At 27.8% G+C, this 19,966-nt stretch carries 18 protein-coding genes, 1 pseudogene and 1 other annotated feature; of the genes and pseudogenes, 12 read left to right on the top strand and 7 right to left on the bottom strand.

Features of this window, described 5'->3' with window-relative positions; genetic code table 11:
- Positions 1 to 9 precede the first annotated feature (9 nt).
- Positions 10 to 1,179: an RNA polymerase sigma factor RpoD gene (rpoD, locus tag AC11VW_RS06695; RefSeq protein ID WP_484300626.1), complete on the top strand. Its 1,170-nt coding sequence runs from the start codon at positions 10 to 12 to the stop codon at positions 1,177 to 1,179.
- Between the two features lie 69 nt (positions 1,180 to 1,248).
- Here the strand turns inward: rpoD and AC11VW_RS06690 are convergent, their stop codons facing one another.
- The gene (locus tag AC11VW_RS06690) at positions 1,249 to 1,437 is read right to left on the bottom strand and encodes a hypothetical protein (protein WP_484300625.1); all 189 of its coding nucleotides are present in this window, start codon (positions 1,435 to 1,437) and stop codon (positions 1,249 to 1,251) included.
- An 81-nt stretch (positions 1,438 to 1,518) separates the two neighbouring features.
- On the opposite strand from AC11VW_RS06690, the gene AC11VW_RS06685 reads away from it, so the two are divergent.
- From AC11VW_RS06685 to AC11VW_RS06675, 3 genes are all read left to right on the top strand, one after another.
- The gene (locus tag AC11VW_RS06685) at positions 1,519 to 2,208 is read left to right on the top strand and encodes a tRNA (adenine(22)-N(1))-methyltransferase (protein WP_484300624.1); all 690 of its coding nucleotides are present in this window, start codon (positions 1,519 to 1,521) and stop codon (positions 2,206 to 2,208) included.
- A gap of 25 nt (positions 2,209 to 2,233) precedes the next feature.
- Positions 2,234 to 3,331, top strand: a complete 1,098-nt coding sequence (locus tag AC11VW_RS06680) for a Nif3-like dinuclear metal center hexameric protein (RefSeq protein WP_484300623.1) — start codon at positions 2,234 to 2,236, stop codon at positions 3,329 to 3,331.
- 124 nt (positions 3,332 to 3,455) lie between these two features.
- Positions 3,456 to 3,707, top strand: a binding site (T-box leader).
- A 141-nt stretch (positions 3,708 to 3,848) separates the two neighbouring features.
- On the top strand, positions 3,849 to 4,409 hold the full coding sequence (locus tag AC11VW_RS06675; protein ID WP_484300622.1) for a tryptophan transporter: 561 nt from the start codon (positions 3,849 to 3,851) through the stop codon (positions 4,407 to 4,409).
- 72 nt (positions 4,410 to 4,481) lie between these two features.
- Here the strand turns inward: AC11VW_RS06675 and AC11VW_RS06670 are convergent, their stop codons facing one another.
- On the bottom strand, positions 4,482 to 4,790 hold the full coding sequence (locus tag AC11VW_RS06670; protein WP_484300621.1) for a phage holin, LLH family: 309 nt from the start codon (positions 4,788 to 4,790) through the stop codon (positions 4,482 to 4,484).
- A gap of 119 nt (positions 4,791 to 4,909) precedes the next feature.
- Between AC11VW_RS06670 and AC11VW_RS06665 the strand changes: the two genes are divergently transcribed.
- From AC11VW_RS06665 to speD, 3 genes are all read left to right on the top strand, one after another.
- Positions 4,910 to 5,347, top strand: a complete 438-nt coding sequence (locus AC11VW_RS06665; protein WP_484300620.1) for a hypothetical protein — start codon at positions 4,910 to 4,912, stop codon at positions 5,345 to 5,347.
- Positions 5,348 to 5,791: 444 nt separating this feature from the next.
- A complete protein-coding gene (locus AC11VW_RS06660) occupies positions 5,792 to 7,297 on the top strand; it encodes an aminotransferase class I/II-fold pyridoxal phosphate-dependent enzyme (RefSeq protein ID WP_484300619.1) in 1,506 nt (501 codons plus the stop codon).
- Positions 7,298 to 7,312: 15 nt separating this feature from the next.
- Entirely contained in the window at positions 7,313 to 7,726 is a 414-nt protein-coding gene (speD, locus tag AC11VW_RS06655; RefSeq protein WP_484300618.1) for an adenosylmethionine decarboxylase, read from the top strand.
- A 156-nt stretch (positions 7,727 to 7,882) separates the two neighbouring features.
- On the opposite strand, the gene AC11VW_RS06650 is transcribed toward speD, so the two are convergent.
- On the bottom strand, positions 7,883 to 10,030 hold the full coding sequence (locus AC11VW_RS06650) for a YhgE/Pip family protein (protein ID WP_484300617.1): 2,148 nt from the start codon (positions 10,028 to 10,030) through the stop codon (positions 7,883 to 7,885).
- A 258-nt stretch (positions 10,031 to 10,288) separates the two neighbouring features.
- Between AC11VW_RS06650 and AC11VW_RS06645 the strand changes: the two genes are divergently transcribed.
- Positions 10,289 to 10,501 carry an FtsX-like permease family protein gene (locus AC11VW_RS06645; RefSeq protein WP_484300768.1) on the top strand — a complete coding sequence of 71 codons (213 nt, stop codon included), beginning with the start codon at positions 10,289 to 10,291 and terminating at the stop codon, positions 10,499 to 10,501.
- 245 nt (positions 10,502 to 10,746) lie between these two features.
- On the opposite strand, the gene AC11VW_RS06640 is transcribed toward AC11VW_RS06645, so the two are convergent.
- Entirely contained in the window at positions 10,747 to 11,319 is a 573-nt protein-coding gene (locus AC11VW_RS06640; RefSeq protein WP_484300616.1) for a manganese efflux pump MntP, read from the bottom strand.
- Positions 11,320 to 11,501: 182 nt separating this feature from the next.
- Between AC11VW_RS06640 and AC11VW_RS06635 the strand changes: the two genes are divergently transcribed.
- A complete protein-coding gene (locus AC11VW_RS06635; RefSeq protein ID WP_484300615.1) occupies positions 11,502 to 12,197 on the top strand; it encodes a hypothetical protein in 696 nt (231 codons plus the stop codon).
- A gap of 44 nt (positions 12,198 to 12,241) precedes the next feature.
- Here the strand turns inward: AC11VW_RS06635 and AC11VW_RS06630 are convergent, their stop codons facing one another.
- From AC11VW_RS06630 to AC11VW_RS06620, 3 genes are all read right to left on the bottom strand, one after another.
- On the bottom strand, positions 12,242 to 13,006 hold the full coding sequence (locus AC11VW_RS06630) for a PucR family transcriptional regulator (protein ID WP_484300614.1): 765 nt from the start codon (positions 13,004 to 13,006) through the stop codon (positions 12,242 to 12,244).
- 111 nt (positions 13,007 to 13,117) lie between these two features.
- Positions 13,118 to 14,257: an ABC transporter ATP-binding protein gene (locus AC11VW_RS06625; protein ID WP_484300613.1), complete on the bottom strand. Its 1,140-nt coding sequence runs from the start codon at positions 14,255 to 14,257 to the stop codon at positions 13,118 to 13,120.
- A 493-nt stretch (positions 14,258 to 14,750) separates the two neighbouring features.
- Positions 14,751 to 15,542 carry a TIGR00266 family protein gene (locus AC11VW_RS06620; protein WP_484300612.1) on the bottom strand — a complete coding sequence of 264 codons (792 nt, stop codon included), beginning with the start codon at positions 15,540 to 15,542 and terminating at the stop codon, positions 14,751 to 14,753.
- A gap of 349 nt (positions 15,543 to 15,891) precedes the next feature.
- Here AC11VW_RS06620 and AC11VW_RS06615 point away from each other — a divergent pair, with 349 nt between their 5' ends.
- The 3 genes and pseudogenes from AC11VW_RS06615 to AC11VW_RS06605 all read left to right on the top strand — a co-directional run bounded on the left by AC11VW_RS06615 (position 15,892) and on the right by AC11VW_RS06605 (position 19,965).
- Positions 15,892 to 16,440 (top strand): NADH peroxidase, encoded by a 549-nt coding sequence (locus AC11VW_RS06615; RefSeq protein WP_484300611.1) that lies wholly within the window; start codon positions 15,892 to 15,894, stop codon positions 16,438 to 16,440.
- A 181-nt stretch (positions 16,441 to 16,621) separates the two neighbouring features.
- A complete protein-coding gene (locus tag AC11VW_RS06610) occupies positions 16,622 to 18,283 on the top strand; it encodes a glycoside hydrolase family 13 protein (RefSeq protein ID WP_484300610.1) in 1,662 nt (553 codons plus the stop codon).
- Positions 18,256 to 19,965 (top strand): annotated as a pseudogene (locus AC11VW_RS06605) (PTS transporter subunit IIBC). Before AC11VW_RS06610 ends, AC11VW_RS06605 begins: the two are co-directional and overlap by 28 nt.
- Position 19,966 lies beyond the last annotated feature (1 nt).

The raw sequence follows: 19,966 nt of genomic DNA, 5'->3' as shown, positions 1-19,966 counted from the left end.
GGTCTGAGTGTGGAAAATAAAACTAATAAAAAAGAATTAAAAAAAGTAACGGCGAAGAGTTTAATTGAAAAAGGTAAGAAGCAAGGATCCCTTACTCTTGCAGAAATAATGGAGGCTTTTTCTGAAACAGAATTAGATAAAGACCAAATAGAAAATCTTTATGAAACTCTAGGAAATTTAGGTATAGAAGTAACGGAAACTAAAACTGAAAAAGCAGAAATAGATTTTTCAACTGATGATGACTTAGATATTGATGTTTTAGAAGAGGAAGCAGAATCAGAAGAAGAGTTAGTAAAAGAACATGCACCTATGGAATTAGAAGCTATAGATTTATCATTACCAAAAGGGATAAGCATAGATGACCCGGTTAGAATGTATCTAAAGGAAATAGGAAAGATTCCACTACTTAAACCACATGAAGAAATAGAATTAGCTAGAAGAATGATGGAAGGCGACGAGATGGCCAAGCAAAGACTTGTAGAGGCTAACTTAAGACTGGTTGTAAGTATAGCAAAAAGATATGTAGGAAGAGGAATGCTTTTCTTAGATTTAATACAAGAAGGTAACTTAGGTCTTATAAAGGCAGTTGAAAAATTCGACTACGAAAAAGGATTTAAGTTCAGTACGTATGCCACATGGTGGATAAGACAAGCTATAACTCGTGCTATAGCTGACCAAGCAAGAACAATAAGAATACCAGTTCATATGGTTGAAACTATAAATAAATTAATAAGAGTATCAAGACAATTACTTCAAGAGTTAGGAAGAGACCCTAAACCTGAAGAAATAGCCAAAGAAATGGAAATGACGGAAGAAAAGGTAAGAGAGATAATGAAGATAGCTCAAGACCCAGTATCTTTAGAAACTCCAATAGGAGAAGAAGAGGATAGTCACTTAGGAGACTTCATACCAGATGATGATGCACCAGCACCAGCAGAAGCAGCAGCATACTCATTATTAAAAGAGCAAATAGAAGAAGTACTTGGTTCTTTAAATGAAAGAGAACAAAAAGTATTAAAATTAAGATTTGGTCTTGAAGATGGAAGAGCTAGAACTCTTGAAGAAGTAGGTAAAGAGTTTGATGTAACAAGAGAAAGAATAAGACAAATAGAAGCCAAGGCTTTAAGAAAATTAAGACATCCAAGTAGATCTAAAAAGCTTAGAGATTATTTAGACTAAGATTTATATATGTAAAAAATTCGCCTTGACAAAGGCGAATTTTTAATATGTGGAGTTGAAATTAATATATTAATGCCAATAATTAATTCTTTTTCCATAATTAATTTCTTTTTGTAAATCTGATTTTGATTTAGAAGCATTTTCATCTTCAGCTTCTTGAATTATTTTTTGGTCAGTTTGATTAGACCAAAGAAGAGTATTTCCACCCCAGTTATAGGTAGGATTATATTCAGATTTACGTTTTTTTATTTTAGGCAATATAAACACCTCCTAATAATAGTATTAGGATTTTATATAATATTATTATAAATACTTCAAATTTAAGAAAGGATGAGACATTTGAAATTAACAGATAGATTATTAAAAATAGCATCACTAGTTACTAAAGGGAAAAGAGTTGCTGATATAGGAACTGATCACGGATACATACCAGTGTACTTATTAAATAAAGGTTATATAAATTTTGCAATACTTGCAGATGTAAATAAAGGACCTCTTGAAAATGCAAGAGGAGAAGTAAGACATAATAACTTACTTGAAAAGGTAGACTTAAGGTTAGGTTCAGGTATAGAGGTTTTAAGAGTAAATGAAGTAGATGAAGTAATAATTGCTGGTATGGGTGGAATATTAATAAGCGAATTGTTAGAAGCAAAAAAAGAAGTTGCTCATGGTGTAGATAAGCTTATACTTCAGCCTATGCAAGCTCAAAATGAACTTAGAAAATATCTTTTAAACAATGGATATGAAATATTAGATGAAGTATTAGTTAAAGAAGATTTTAGAGTATATGAAATAATAATAGCTAAATATACTGATAAAAATACTGTAGTTGAAGATGAAATATATTATGAAGTAGGAAAGAAACTTATAGAAAATAAAGATCCTTTACTGAATGAATTTATAGACAAAAAAGTATTTATGTATAGTTCAATACTTAAAAAAATTGAAGGTAAAACTGGAGAGGGAATAAGCAAAAAGGTAGAGGACAGTAAACTTGCAATAAGTAAACTTGAGAAGTTAAGATATTAATATAAAATATTATGGGGATAATACTATGAACTTAAAAAGCCTTATAAAGAAAATAGAAAACAAATACCCACTAAACTTAGCTTATGATTGGGATAATGTAGGTCTTTTAGTAGGTGACTTTAATATGGATGTAAAAAAAGTATTAGTAGTTCTTGAAGCTAATGAAAAAGTTATAAATGAAGCTATAGAAAATGAGGTAGATTTAATTATAACTCATCATCCATTTATATTTAAAAAAATGAATAAAATAAATACAAGTGATTTAAAAGGAAAATTAATACATAAACTTATAAAAAATGATGTAGCTCTTTATTCTATGCATACAAATTTTGACATAGCATTTGATGGATTAAATGATTATTTTATGGAGTTAATGGGATTTGAAGACTGTAAGATACTAGATATAACAAACAATGAAGTTTTATATAAATTAGCTGTATATGTTCCAACTACACATATAAAAAAAGTAAAGGAAGCCCTAGCTAAGCCTGGAGCAGGGCATATAGGTAATTATAGCCATTGTAGTTTTAGCAGTGAAGGAATAGGCAATTTTAAGCCTTTAGAGGGTACTAATCCATTTATAGGGAATGTTGGCAAAATAGAATCTGTTGAAGAAATCAAAATAGAAACAATAGTTCCGCAGAAAATTTTAGGCGGAGTTATTAATTCTATGATAAATTCTCATCCTTATGAAGAAGTAGCATATGATTTATATAAACTTGAAAATAAAGGAAAATCAGTTGGGTTAGGAAGAGTGAGCAAGTTAAAAGAAAATATAAGTCTACAAGAGTTATGTAATAATATAAAAGAAAAATTACATATGAATCATATTAGACTAGTAGGAGATATTGATACTAAGATAAGTAAAGTAGCAGTAGTAACAGGATCTGGTACAGATATGGTTAAAAAAGCACAAAGAGCAGGAGCAGAGGTTATAATAACAGGAGATGTAAAATATCATGATGCGCAAGATGCACTAGATATGGGAATGTGTATAGTAGATTGCGGACATTTTGATACTGAAGATATATTTAAAGATGCAATGAAAAGATTTTTAGACAATATAGAAGAAATAGATGTAATAAAAAGTGATGTATATTTAAATCCATTTACGATAATATAAGAGAAATAATTTGTAGCAATAATGCAATAATTTCATATAGTATAATATAAATTTGTAAATGTATTAATTAAAATAATAATTGACAGTATAAAATTATTAGCGTATTATTAAGTTAAATAAATTAGTAAATCCTTTGATAAGGAGGAGTAGCTAGATTTAGGTTCAATATAGAGAGCTGAGGATGGTGGAATCTTGGCAAGAAGAAATTTAGTGACTGGGCCTTTGAGGAGCAAATCGAAATTGTTTTAAAGTAGACTTTGCCGTGTGTCGCACGTTATAGCGAATAGGGTATGATAGTACCTGAAATTGAGTGATGTGTGACGATATTTTGTTATACATAAACTAGGTGGCAACGCGGATAATCTCCGTCCTATTAATATAGGGCGGAGTTTTTTATTTTCTAAATATATAAAGGTGGTGATGATGATGGTATGAAAGTTTAAATCTAAGGAAGATGTACTAGGAGATTGGCAAATTATAAAAATATTTAAATTAAAAAATACTAGGAGGAAATACAATGAAAACAAATACAAGAAAATTAGTTTTAAACTCAATACTTTTAGCAATGGGATTGTTACTTCACCAAATCACACCTGCATTAGGGCTTCCAATACAACCGGATATGACTCTTACAATGCTATTTACAATAATGATATTAAATAAAGGTGATTATAAGAGTTGTTTAGTAGCGGGGATAGTTACAGGAATATTTACAGCTTTAACTACAAAGTTTCCAGCAGGACAATTACCTAATATAGTTGATAAGGTTATTACAGTAAACTTAGTTTATTTTATAATGGCTGTTATATATAATTTACCAATTATAAAGAAATTAAATGATAAAAAACAAGACAATATAGTATTAACAATAATATTACCACTTGGAACTCTTATAAGTGGATGTGTATTTTTAGGATCTGCACAAATTTTAGTTGGTCTTCCAGGATCATTTACAAGTTTATTTATGGTAGCTGTAGTACCAGCTATAGTTATGAATGCAGTAGTGGGTATGTTCTTATTCAAAACTGTAAATATATCTGTAAGTAGAACAAGTTATAAAAGTACTAAAAGTAAATAAACAATAAAAACAAATAAAAAATATCATAGGCAAAGTCTAGAGCCTATGATATTTTTTTATATTAAATGAAACTTATTTAATTGACAAAAGCTTTTTTATATCGTATACAGCAGCTTCAATTAATATATCTGCTTGTTGTTGTGTGATTTTATTATTACTAAGTTGAATTAATTTATTTACAGCTAATTCTTTTTTATCGATTCCAGCTAGCTGAGGATTTGCTTGTTCAATTGCCATAACGACTTGTTTTGCCATTGCATAGTAGTTAGTTAATTTATCATTTCCTATTTTTTGTCTTAAAAAGTTAACTAAATAACCTCCTCCAACTGCAATAACTAATGAAATCAAACCTAAAAATGTATTAAACAATGTTGAGTCCATTTACTATATCACCTCTCTTAATAAATAACAAAAAATGTAATTTTGAAATAGTATAATTTTTATTTAAATAATACACATACTATTAGTATAGTATATGACATTTCAGGAGGTTATGTGACATGGTAAAGTACTTAATTAAGAAAAAAATGAAAAAACAAGCTGAAGAAAATGGAAAGAAATCTCTTATATATGCAGGAGCAGTATTGACAGGAGTGGGAGCATATTTTTCTTACAAGGCAATAAAAAATCATAAATCAAATAAAGAATTAGAAGAAGAAAACTATTTAGAGGATAGTGAGTACGAAATATATAATTATGACAAGGAAAAAGATGAAAATAATGATTTAGATGAAAAAGTAAAAGAATTTAACTCAAGAAGAATAAATTATGATAATTGCCCACAAGTATCTAAAGAGGATTTGGAAAGTTATGTGAACGATTCAGAAATGCATAAGAAAGAAGAAAAGAATGAAATAGATTTAGATGAAAATGGCTATAAAGAAGAAGGATATGATAAGTATGAATATTATGATGATGATTTATCAAAAGATAAATAATATATTGTGCTAGTTAATCATGCTTATTGAAGATGTCTAGTTTCATAAATTAGTTTTAATAGTATTAAAATATAAAATTTATTAATTTAAACAGATATGTTATTTTAAATATCACAACAGGTTAAGTAGCATAGCTTAAACCTATATGTTATGTATTTGTGTTGTAACTTTTATTTAACATATTGAGCTTAACTATGCTACTATTATTTTTTGGATAATTTACGATTATATTTTTTATTGTAGAACTAAGGTATTTAATTAATTCAAATAGAATATGAAATACTGAAATAAAGTTATATATACTAAATTTTTAATATAAATAGAATAAATATAAGCTCGATAAAGAATAACTAAATACACAGGTTTTGATGGGAAAAATAAAATAAAAAAATTTAAAAAAGTAGATACAAAAAATAGAAAATGTAAAAAAGGGGGTGATTAAATATGAAAGTATATAATAATGCAATTTATAAAAATACCAAGTTGAGTGATAAAGAAATTCCCCTTTTGAGTGCTTTAAAAAAATACTCATTAAGAAATATATCTTGTTTTGACGTTCCAGGTCATGTAAAAGACCAAGGAGTTGATGTTTTAAATAATTACCTAGGGAAACATATTATGAATATGGATATAAATTCATCTCCAATTATGGACAATGTAGCTAACCCAAATGGAGTTATAAATGAAGCACAAAATTTGTTAGCTAAAGCATATAAATGTGATGAAGCTTTTTTTATAACTAATGGAACTACACAGGCAATACATTCAATGATATTGAGTATGATAAGACCTGGTGATAAAATAGTTCTACCTAGAAATATTCATAAATCGGTTATAAACGCACTAATTTTAAGTGGTGGAGTACCTGTATTTATACAGCCCGAATTTGATGAATATTTAGGTATTAGCTTAAATTTAGATTTTGATAAAGTTAAAAAAGTTATAGAAGAAAATAAAGATGTCAAAGCATTATTTTTATTAAATCCAACTTACTATGGAGCTTGCACAGAACTAAAAAAGATAATTAAGCTTTGTAGAGAAAATAATGTATTAGTTTTAGTTGATGAAGCTCATGGAGCGCATTTTGCATTTCATGATGAATTGCCCCCTTCAAGTATGGAATTAGGTGCAGATATGTCAGCTATAAGCATTCATAAGACAGGTGGAGCGCTTACTCAAGCATCTGCGCTTTTAGTAAATAATAAAAATATAGATGTAAGTAAAGTAAGACAAAGTATAAATATGTTACAGTCAACATCTGCTTCGTATTTACTTATGGCAAGTATTGATGGAGCTAGACATAATTTAGTCGAAAATGGTCAAAGTCAATTATTGAAAGCTTTAAATTTGTCTAGATATGCAAAAGCTGAGATAAATAAAATAAAAGGTATAAAAGTCGTTTCAACTGAGTTAAAACAAAATAAAGGTGCTAATTTTATTGATGAAACAAAGCTATGTATAAATACAAGAGGCATTAATTTAACTGGATTTGAAGTTTATGATTTACTATATAAAAAGTTTGATGTTCAAGTTGAACTAGGAGATTTATATAATATATTAGCATTAGTAGCGATTGGAACTACTAAAAATGATATAGATAAATTAATAAACTCATTAAAACAAGTAGCTCAATCATTTTCTAAGATAGATAAGGTAGATATTGTAAAACAAATAAACACTAAGCAAATAATACCTGAAATTAAGATGAATCCAAGAGAAGCTTTTTACATGGAAAAAGAAAGTGTAGAAATAGATAAGTGTAGAAATAGGATAAGTGGAGAATCTATAATGGCATATCCACCAGGAATACCTATAGTTGCACCTGGAGAATTAATTACAAAAGAAATCATCCACTATATAAAAACACTTAAGGAAAAAGATGCTCATTTAACAGACATGAAGGACAAAACTCTTAAAACAATATTAGTAATAAATGACAAAGATAAATAGAGGAGAGTGGATATTATGAAATTTGAAACATTAGGGAGACATATATTAGTAGAATATTATAACTGTGATGAGGAAATTTTAAGAGATCCAAAACTTATAGAAAAATATATGAATGATTCGGCTTTAAATGCGAAAGCAAATATAGTAGATTCAGTTTTCCATCACTTTAATCCGTGGGGAGTATCAGGTGCTGTTATAATAGCAGAATCTCATTTAACTATACACACTTGGCCAGAATACGGATATGCAGCAGCAGACTTTTTCACTTGTGGAGATATAGATCCATGGAAAAGTTTTGAATTATTAGAAAAACTTTTAAAGGCAGAAAAAAGTGAATCTATAGAAATACCAAGAGGTTTGACAACAAAAATACAGAAGTTTGCAAAAAAAGATTTAGGGGATATCACTCACAAGCCGGAAATTGTTTAGATGAAATATATGAAGGAACTAAAGATATTGTAGGTGATAACAAGAGGGATTTATATATCAAAATCTTTTATAATTGGAATTGTAGTGGAGATACTTATTGGTATATAAAGTAAAATAGCCTAACTAAATATAAATTTAGTTAGGCTATTTTGATTATTAATGACAACTTAAATCACTTTCACTAAATTTAGCTTTAGTTCCAGCAGTAGCTTTATTTATTGGTCCCTTAAGCATTAAAGTAAATACAATAGGTATAACCATAAATATAACTAATACACATATATCTTTTATTAAAGTAGGCTGATATACACCACCTACTGTTTCACGTAATGCAGATATTGCATAAGTGAAAGGTAGTAGTGGATTTATATTTTGGAAAAATTGTGGAGTAACCTCGATTGGGAAAGTTCCTCCAGAACCTGCTACTTGTAGTACTAATAATACAATACCAATTGCTTTACCCATATCTCCAAAGATAGATACTATAGAGTAAATTATTGAAGTAAATACCATACTTGTAAATATTGATAACATAACAAATGATATAGGATCTACAACTGTTACACCTAGCAATAATATATCACCAATACTAACGATAAGAGCTTGAGCTATAGTAATACTTAAGAAAGTAAGACCTCTACCAAAGTATATTTCATAAGATTTATAATCCCCGTGAGCCTCTGTGGAAAGAAGTGACATCATCAATAATAAACCAACCCATAAAGACATTACAGTATAAAATGGTGTCATAGCAGAACCATAATTAGCGATTGGGTATAATTTATTAGTAACTAAATCAACCGGTTGTTTTAAAAAATTAGAATGTGTAATTGCATCACTTTTAAGTAATGATATTAATTTATTCATATCATCGCTTTCATTTATTTTCTTAATAGCATCAACTAATTCATCAACTTTAGATTCAGCTAAAGGTAATTTTTCTTGTATAAACTTTATATTATCTTGTGCACTCTTAGATAGAGCTAAAGAAGTGCTTAGTGTATCTTCAACTAAAGGAAGTTTTTCTTGAGCTTTATTTAAAACATCAATAGCATTATCTGCAACTTTGAAACTTTCTGCAAATATATTATTTATAGGAACAACTATTTTAGAATCAAAGTTATTTAATATTTCTGAAGCTATGTCATTTACATCATTAGTAAGTTGTAGAAGCTTATTTAAGGCATCTAATGAAGGCTTTTGTCCATTAGCAATTTCATTGTTTATATCATTTAAAGTACTAGTTGCTATATCAAGTTTATCATTTATAGATTGTAATTTTTCTATGGGATATTGAAGTAGATGACCAGGATCCAAGCTATCTAATTTCTTTAAAAACTCTAATACAACATTATTATTATGTGATAAAACAGACAATTTAGCATATAAACTATCTACTAATTCAGGAACAATTTCATCGCCTTTATTTATTAAATCTATTAAATCTAACACACTTGAAGATGCACTTGATGAAATTTCTTCTATAATTTGTAAATCATTTTTTATAATAGGAGAAAGTTTATCTAAACTACCTTTACTATCTTGTAAAAATGTTTTAACATCAGAAACTAAGTTTTTAGAATTAGTTATACTATCTTGTATTAGTGGTATATCTTTTTGTAAACTAGTTATGATATCAGCTGCTTTATAAGTAGCATCAGATGCTAAAGATACAGTTTTTTCTATATCTTTAAACTTTCCTTGAACTTCAATTAAATCATTTTCTAAATTTACTAATTTTGGTAGTTGATTTTCTAATTCTATACCAACGCTATTAGATACTTCAAGCATGACTTCACTAACAGTTTTAACTATAGTTTGATTAATCTCATGTTGGACAGTAGAAGCACCCTTATCTGTAATCTTAGGAGCTATAGCATTTATTTTTTCATTTACAGTATAAATTATCTTCCCTTTTTTAACATCATTTGTAATTAAAGAAGCTAAATCTTTTGAAAAATCTTTAGGTATTTCTATTGAAGCATAATATATACCCTTTTTAACACCATCTAAGGCAGTTTTTTTATCAGTGAATTTCCAACCTAAATTTTTATTATCTTTAAGTTTTTCGACTAATCCATCACCTATATTTATCTTTGTATCTCTAATAGTAGTACCTTTATCGTTGTTTACTACTGCAACAGATATATTTTTAGTATTACCATATGGGTCCCAACATGCTTTAATATTAGGCCATGCATATAGTGATGGTAAAAAAGCAAGACCTATTATGATAACTAATAAAACTTTGTTAGTAAATATATCTTTTAAATCTCTTTTGTATATTTTAAATATATTCTTCAAGTCTATCCACCTCCATGATTTCACAAAAGAAAAAATAAGTTTGATTTCGAACTATTTTATATTATATTCGTTTTTATATAAATAGTAAAGTAAAAAAAATGTAACTTTATTCTATTTTGTTCGACAAAAATACTAATCAATTAAATGAAAATATAAAAAGTTATTAAATATAAATATATGTAATCATGTAAAAATAGTATTATAATTAAATTAGAAGGTGTAAAATGAGCATTAGATTAAAAGATGTAGACAAAATGTATAACAGCAATAGTATTATATGTACTTACAACTTTAACAATAGAAGATAATTATTATAATATATTCTCGCTTAAAGTAATTGGATACAACAAAAAAGAAGTTAATTCCATGATGCTAAATAGCTATTTGATATATTCAATAGTTTCTTATTTAATAAGCATACCAATAACTGTTTATAGATTTTGTGCAATGATAAAATATAGCATGGTATAGTGGGGCTTGTAGTGATACTTGTTATATTTTTAGGTGAATCATATGTAGCTACAAATATAACAAGTATCTTTACAAGAAGTACTTAAAGCTTATACAGAATAAATCTGAAATTTATTTTGTAAATAACAAAAAGAGTGAAGTTTTATGAATTATTTTTTATAACATAGAAACTTCAACCTTAAATTTTAATAAGAATTCAAACCAGATCTATAATGAAATGATTTATAGGTTATTATAAAACATACTTATCTAAAAAGGCTAGATATTATTCCTGTATGTTCATTTAATATATTTATACCGATTAAAATTAAAATAAGTCCACCTACAATTTGAGCATAGCTTTTAAATACATTTCCAATTTTCCTTCCAATCAAAACACCCATAAAACACATTGAAAATGTTATGATTCCTATAGCTAAACAGATAGGAATTATATTAATGCTTAAAAATGCAAAGCTGATTCCTACAGCTAAAGCATCTATACTAGTTGCAAGTGATAATACTATAAGCTCTTTATTATCTAACGTAGAAGAACTATTATCATCATCTTCTCTAGCATCAAATATCATTTTAATACCAATAAAGCTTAATAAAAAAAGAGCTATCCAATGGTCAAAGGATTTTATGTAAGATTCAAATCTAATACCCAGAGACCAACCAATTAAAGGCATAACTCCTTGAAAAAGTCCAAAGAAAAATGCTATTTTAGTTGCTATAGAATAATTTATCTTTTTTAGAGTAATTCCTTTAGTAACAGAAACTGCGAAAGCATCCATTGAAAGAGCAAAAGCAGTAAGGAAAATACTTACAATTCCCATTAAAATTCCTCCTTATATTTAAAACATAACTAGTTCTATTTTATAGCAATGAGTATTATAATATTCATATTATTTAATTATATCAGCTTTTTTTAGGTTAGACTATAATTTTAAATTTACGAAAGTAATTTTTATTATGTTATAATATGTAATTATATTAAAGAATAAGGAGTATTATAGAAATGAAAAAATCTAATTATTATGTACTTGTATCAATTATATTAATTGTAATATCTTGTATAATGTTTTTCATACATTATTTGATATTTGGTCAAGCTGTAAATACAGCTTATTATTCTCTTATGAATCTATGCTTTATACCTATAAACAGTTTAGTAGTTACAATAATCCTTGAAAAAATAATAGATAATAGAGCGAAGGAAGAAAGAATGAACAAGCTAAATATGTTGGTAGGAATATTTTTTACTGAAGTGGGATGTAAACTAATGCATTTAATAATAAATGCTGACAAGACAGCTAAAAACTCTATAGCATCTTTTGATAGTTTAGATAAGGTAGAGTATGATTTATTAAAACATGAATATGAAATAGATATAAAAGAACTTGATTTGGAAGCATTAAAAACTATTTTAATGGATAATAGCAATTTGCTTATAAACTTAATCAGTAACGAAAATTTACTACAACATGAGATATTTACAGATTTACTTATGTCAGTAGTTCATTTAAGAGATGAACTTGATTTTATAGAAAATAATAAAAATAGTGAAATTGATATAAATCATTTAAAAAATGATATTATAAGAGTATATAAAAATATTACCATTCAATGGGTTCATTATCTTGAATATTTAAATAAATTTTATCCATTTTTATATAATAATGCTATAAGAGTTAATCCATTTAAGTTTAAATAAAAGGAGCTATCTTTAATAATTAAAGATAGCTACTTTTATAAATTTTAAAGCTTATATGTAAAGTAGGATTGTATACTTAAATAAAAAACAAAAGAATCTTTAAATGTTTTCAAGTCAAGTCCTAAAATTTCTTTTATTTTTTCTAATCTATATATAAGAGTATTTCTATGTAAAAACAAAGAAGAAGAAGTTTTAGAAATATTAAGGTCATTCTCTATAAAGCTAAGTCCTGTATGTAACAAATTTTTATCTATATTTTTTATAGTTTCAAAATCGATTAAACTAGAAAAACACTTTTCTTTTCCGATTAAAGATATGGCCTTATACATAGTTAAATCATGTAAAGTCATAAATTTATTTAAATTAGTACCGATATTTAATAGAGATAGAACTTCATCTAAAATAGATAATCTAAAATTAAAAATTTCAATATTATTTATTTTACCTAAATAAGCAATATAAGTTTTACTATAAGTTTCTGATTCAATTATTTCTGGAGTAGACAAATCAATGTCTAAGATTTCATTAGAATTCAATATTAAATACTTATTATACTCAAAAATATTTATATTTTCATATAAATTATCCAAAATTCTTTTTAGATTATCAAATTCTAAGTTCTGTTGATAGATTAAATAAAAGTATCCACTGATATTATTAAGCATAAATTTATCATCCATTTGGATTATATATGCTTTATCATTAAAAGTTATAACTTGTTGATTATTCTTCAAGATTTGATTACTATATTCAAAAATATTAATTTTTTTATTCGTTTGTTTTTCGAAAAAAGCGATTAAATTTTGCACAAAATTCCCCCTTAAAGTATTGTGTAATGAAAAAAGTAAGATGATTAAATCATCTTACTTTAATATATCATTAAGTGGTATTTATTTATATAAGATTTTAAAAAATTCAAATTATTTTGTAGCTTGCTGAGTTCCACCCTCGTATTTTATAGATTGTTGAGTTTCTTTATCGAATATGTGTAATCTGTGTTTATCAATAGCAAGCTTTAAAGTATCTCCTATGTTCATTCTATATCTACCATCAAATCTAGCTGTTATACTGTGTTTTCCAGCTTTTAAGTAAGCATAGATTTCAGCTCCCATAAGTTCTCCAAGCTCAACTGTAGCTTCGAAAGAACTATCTAAACTATTTTCAACGAATACATCTTCTATATGTATATCTTCAGGTCTTATACCTAAGAAAACATCTTTACCTATATATCCATTATCAATTAAAGCTCCACATTCACCTTTGTTTAAAGCTATATCAAATGTTTCATTTTGTGCACGTATTTCACCATCTTTTTCAACTAAAGTAGCTTCTATAAAGTTCATTTGAGGAGCACCTATAAATCCTGCAACGAACATATTGTTTGGTGAATCATATACATCTTGTGGAGTAGCTATTTGCTGAACTATACCATCTTTCATAACAACTATTCTATCGGCCATCGTCATAGCTTCAACTTGGTCATGTGTTACATATATAAATGTAGTACCCAGAGATTTATGTAATTTAGTTATTTCTGTTCTCATCGCTGTTCTAAGCTTTGCATCTAAGTTTGATAAAGGTTCATCCATTAAAAATACCTTAGGATTTCTAACTATTGCACGTCCAAGCGCAACCCTTTGTCTTTGTCCTCCAGATAAAGCCTTGGGTTTTCTATCAAGTAATTTTTCTAAGTCTAATATTCTAGCAGCTTCCTTAACTTTTCGATCTATTTCCTCTTTAGGCATCTTTCTAAGTTTAAGAGCAAAAGCCATATTATCATATACTGATAAATGAGGATATAATGCATAGTTTTGGAAAACCATTGCTATATCTCTATCTTTAGGGTCAACTTCGTTTACAATTTTATCTCCGATGTATAATTCTCCAGAACTTATTTCCTCAAGTCCAGCTATCATTCTTAAAGTAGTAGATTTACCACAACCAGATGGTCCGACTAAAACTACGAACTCTTTATCCCCTATATTGATATTTACATCATTAACTGCATTAAATCCATTTGAATACGATTTGCATATATTTTTTAAAACTACCTCTGCCATAATAATTCTCCCCTTATTTTAAAATGAATTTCAGTTTTAAGATTATTAGTGAAATGTGTATCACTTATTAAATTAATAGTAACAAAAAAATGTTTTCCTGTGAATGTTCAAAATAACTAAAAATTTTTAGACAAAATATACAATGGGCTAGAAAACTTCTATTAAGAGTAAAAAAATATAAAATTTCTATAGTATAGTATAGTATAGTATAATAATTAGAAGTTTTATAACATTTAGAATAGTAATTAAATGGAGTAACAGGATCGGATGAGTATAGTGCATTAGTTAATAATAATATTTATATGAAGGTAAAATATTAATTATAATTCTTATTAAAGTTTGTGAATGAATTTAAGGATAATAAAGATAGTTATTAAGATATATGTGATAAATTAAACTGGAACAAAGAAAAAGTTACCTTCACTGGGTAACTTTTTCTTTGTTCCAAATGTTAGATTCAATAATTAATTAGTTATTATAAATTAATTATTAATTAATTTTCAAACAAATTACCTAAAGAACCTAAAATACTACCCTCGCCTTTTTGAGCTCCATAAGCTTGAGGGGCAGAGGCGAATACTTTAGAAGCTAATCTACTAAATGGTAAACTTTGAATCCAAACATCACCAGGTCCAATTAAAGAAGCAAAGAAAATTCCTTCTCCTCCAAATAAAGTATTTTTTATACCACCAACAAACTCTATATCATATTGAACATCTTTAGTCATTGCTACTAAGCATCCTGTATCAACCTTTAGTTTTTGACCAGGTCTTAGTTCTTTTTTTATAATAGTACCACCTGCATGAATAAAGCATAGACCATCACCTTCTAGTTTTTGAAGAATAAATCCCTCACCACCGAAGAAACCTACACTAAGTTTTTTCTTAAAATCTATACCAACGCTAACTCCTTTAGCGGCACATAAAAAAGCATCTTTTTGACAAATTAGCTTTCCACCGAGTTGAGATAGGTCAACAGGTATAATTTTACCAGGATAAGGAGAAGCGAAAGATACTCTTTCTTTTTCGTGACCTCCATTTGTAAATGCAGTCATAAAAAGACTTTCTCCAGTTAAAACTCTCTTAGCAGCACCCCCTAAAGCACCAAATAATCCAGACTCACCTTTTTTACTACCATCACCAAATATAGTTTCCATCATAATACTTTGATCCATCATCATCATAGCACCAGCTTCGGCAATTACAGTTTCTTTTGGATCTAATTCTATTTCTACAAATTGCATATCATCTCCATGCAATTTATAATCTAGTTCATGAGATTTCATTTATGTACCTCCTATAAGTAAATTGTATTAAAGAAAAAATCTTTTTATTTTATATTATACCACTAACGCATAACATTAAAAGTGATTTTAAAACATATCAATCTGATAATATAATTGATTTGATTTTGTAAAAATCTATAAAAATAAATTTTTTACTTCTCATATATATAAAGAATATTAATCTTTATATATATGAGATTATAATAAGTAGAATATACAATGATTTAAATAATTTAAAAAAAATATATAAATATATGTTTAAGGTATTAGGTGCCGGGTATCTATATATTATAACAATAGTAATGAATACTAGATTTCAAAATAGATAAAAACTAGGAGGAATAAAATTATGAAAAAATTTGTTTGTACAGTATGTGGATATATACATGAGGGGGAAACTGCACCAGAAATTTGTCCAGTATGTAAGGTGAAAGCTGAAAAGTTTAACGAAATGAGTGGAGAAATGGTTTGGGCAGATGAACACAGAATAGGTTTAGCACAAGGTGTTGAGGAAGATATATTAGAAGGATTAAGAGCTAACTTTACTGGAGAGTGTACAGAAGTAGGAATGTACTTAGCAATGAGTCGTCAAGCAGATAGAGAAGGATATCCAGAAGTTGCAGAAGCATATCAAAGAATAGCTTTTGAAGAAGCAGAACATGCAGCTAAATTTGCAGAGTTACTAGGGGAAGTGCTAGTAGCAGATACTAAAGCCAATTTAAAAGCAAGAGTAGAAGCTGAATATGGAGCAACTGAAGGAAAATTAAAGATAGCTAAAAGAGCTAAAGAACTAGGATTAGATGCTATACATGATACAGTTCATGAAATGTGTAAAGATGAAGCTAGACATGGCAAAGCATTCTTAGGATTACTAGAAAGACACTTTAGAAAGAACTAATCGAGTCATATTAATACAAAAAAGTTACCTTAACTAGGTAACTTTTTTAATAAGAAAAAATTATAAAAAACTATTGAAAACATTTTCAAATCATGGTATATTCATATTAATTAAAGATGCCAATAAGTGGCATATATTTTTTAAGACTTGTGCAATCGATTGCACATAATGGGAGGCAAATATGAAAACAAAATGGTGGAAAGAAGCAGTTGCTTATCAAATATATCCTCGTAGTTTTATGGACTACAACAATGATGGAATTGGAGATTTAAAAGGTGTAATATCAAAATTGGATTATTTAAAGGACTTAGGAATAGATGTAATATGGATATGCCCAATGTATAAATCCCCAAATGATGATAATGGATATGATATAAGTGATTATCAAGATATAATGGATGATTTTGGAGATATGAAGGACTTTGATAATTTATTAAGTGAAGTTCACAAAAGAGGAATGAAACTTATAATAGACTTAGTAATAAATCATACAAGCGATGAACATCCATGGTTTATAGAATCAAAATCTTCAAAAGATAATCCAAAAAGAGATTGGTATATATGGAGAGAAGGTAAGGACGAAAAAGAACCGAACAACTGGGAAAGTATATTTAAGGGATCAGCTTGGGAATATGATGAAAATACAGAAGAATATTTTCTACACTTATTTAGTAGAAAACAACCAGATTTAAACTGGAAAAATGAAGATATGAGAAATGCAATATACAACATGATGAATTGGTGGTTAGATAAAGGTATAGATGGATTTAGAGTAGATGCTATAAGTCATATAAATAAAGAAGAAGGATTATTAGATATTGAAAATCCAGATAATTTAAAGTATGTACCATCATTTAGTAAACATATGAATGTAAATGGAATACATGATTACTTAAAAGAAATAAAAGAAAATACTTTTGACAAGTATGACATAATGACGGTTGGAGAAGCAAATGGTGTAAAGGCTGAGGAATCTGATTTATGGGTTGGAGAAACAAATGGTAAGTTTAATATGCTATTCCAATTTGAACATTTGGATTTATGGAATTGTGATAATGGAAAATCATTTAGTGTACGTAATTTAAAGAAAGTATGGAACAAATGGCAAACTAATTTAGATAATGGTGGATGGAACGCTCTTTATATAGAAAATCATGATGTTACAAGAATAGTATCATCTTGGGGAAATGATAAAAAGTATTTAAATGAAAGTTCAAAAGCCTTAGGATTAGTATACTTTATGCACAAGGGAACTCCTTTTATATATCAAGGGCAAGAAATTGGTATGACAGATGTTAAATATGACAACATAAATGACTATGATGATGTGAGAACAAAAAATGAGTACAGTGAATTAATAGAATCAGGTATAGAATCTCAAAAGGCTTTAGAGAAAGTAGCATTATCATCAAGAGATAATACTCGTACTCCAATGCAATGGGATAATACTTTAAATGGTGGATTTAGTAAAGGTAATCCATGGATAAAATTAAATTCAAATTATGTTAATATAAATGTAGAAAAACAATTAATTGATGAAAATTCTACTCTTAACTTCTATAAGAAAATGATAAAAATAAGAAAAGAGAATCAAAGTTTAATATATGGTGATTACAAATTAATCTTAGAAGATGATGAAAAGATATTTGCATATGAAAGAGTTTTAGGGAATGAAGAATTTTTAGTAATATGTAACTTGAGTAATGATGAAGTAAATTATGAATATGAAAAATCAATTCTAAAATATAATAACTTAGTGATTTGTAACTATAAAATAAATACTCATGAAGATTTAACTAAGCTAAATTTAAAACCATGGGAAGCAAGACTTTACAAAATATAATATATAGAAAAGAGGGAGAAATTATGAGTACACAATTAGGGAAAAAGAAATTAATATCGTTTGATTTTTGGCAAAAATTTGGTAAGGCATTATTAGTAGTTATAGCAGTTATGCCAGCTGCAGGATTAATGGTATCTATCGGGAAATTAATAGGAATGTCGTCAGATGCACATTTTGTAATGACAATTGCAAGGGTAGTAGAAGACATTGGTTGGGGAATTATTGGAAATTTACATGTACTATTTGCAGTTGCAATAGGTGGATCATGGGCTAAAGATCGTGCAGGTGGATCATTTGCAGCATTAATAGCGTTTATATTAATAAATCGTATAACAGGAGCGATATTTGGAGTAAATGGGGCAATGTTATTAGACCCAAGTGCAACAGTAACTTCATTAACAGGAGTAGAACTTATAGTTAAAGATTACTTTACTTCTATATTAGGAGCACCAGCACTTAACATGGGAGTATTTGTTGGTATAATATCAGGATTCTTATGAGCTGTTTTATATAATAAGTATTACAATTATTCTAAGCTGCCTCAAGCTTTAGCATTCTTTAATGGAAAACGTTTCGTGCCATTTGTGGTTATATTAGGTTCTGTAGTTTCGGCAATCGTTTTATCTATAGTTTGGCCATTTATACAAGGGGCATTAAATTCATTTGGTATATGGATTGCAACATCAAAAGATACAGCACCAGTACTTGCTCCATTTGTATATGGAACACTTGAAAGATTATTATTACCATTTGGTCTTCATCATATGATAACAGTACCTATGAACTATACAGAATTAGGTAGTGTATATAAAATAGCAACAGGTGCATCAGCAGGAACTGTAGTTGCAGGACAAGATCCATTATGGTTAGCTTGGATAGCAGATTTGATAAACTTCAAAAATGCAGGAGATATAGCATCTTACAATGAATTATTAAATACTATAACACCAGCTCGTTTCAAAGCAGGACAAGTTATATTATCAACAGCATCACTTGCGGGGATAGCAATGGCGATGTACAAAAATGTTGATAGCGACAAATTAAAAAATTATAAACCAATATTCTTATCAGCATTACTTGCATGTTTCTTAACAGGAGTTACAGAACCAATTGAATTTATGTTTATGTTTGTATCACCAATATTATATGTAGTATATGCAATACTTACAGGACTAGCATTTGCACTTGCAGACATAATAAATTTAAGAGTTCATGCTTTTGGATTTATAGAGTTCTTAACTCGTACACCTATGTTAATAAAAGCAGGATTAACTATGGACTTAGTAAACTTTGCATTATCTTGCGTAGTATTCTTTATACTTAACTTTGTAACTTTCAATTTCTTAATAAAGAAATTTGATATAGCAACACCAGGACGTAAGGGTAATTATATAGAAGAAAGTTCAGATCAATCATCTAAAGATAATAAAAATTTAGTAGGAGATGAGCTATCAAGTAAAATAATAGGATTATTAGGTGGATCTGATAATATAGAAGATGTTGATGCATGTATGACTCGTTTAAGAGTAACAGTAAAAGATATGTCTTTAGTAGCTAATCAAAATGACTGGAAAAAAGCTGGGGCACTAGGGCTTATATTAAAAGATAAAGGTGTTCAAGCTGTATATGGACCAAAGGCAGACGTTATTAAATCAAATATATTAGATATGTTAGGAGCATAAA

The sequence above is a fragment of the Romboutsia sp. genome (assembly GCF_056995035.1).
This window is presented reverse-complemented; position numbering and strand designations above follow the sequence as displayed.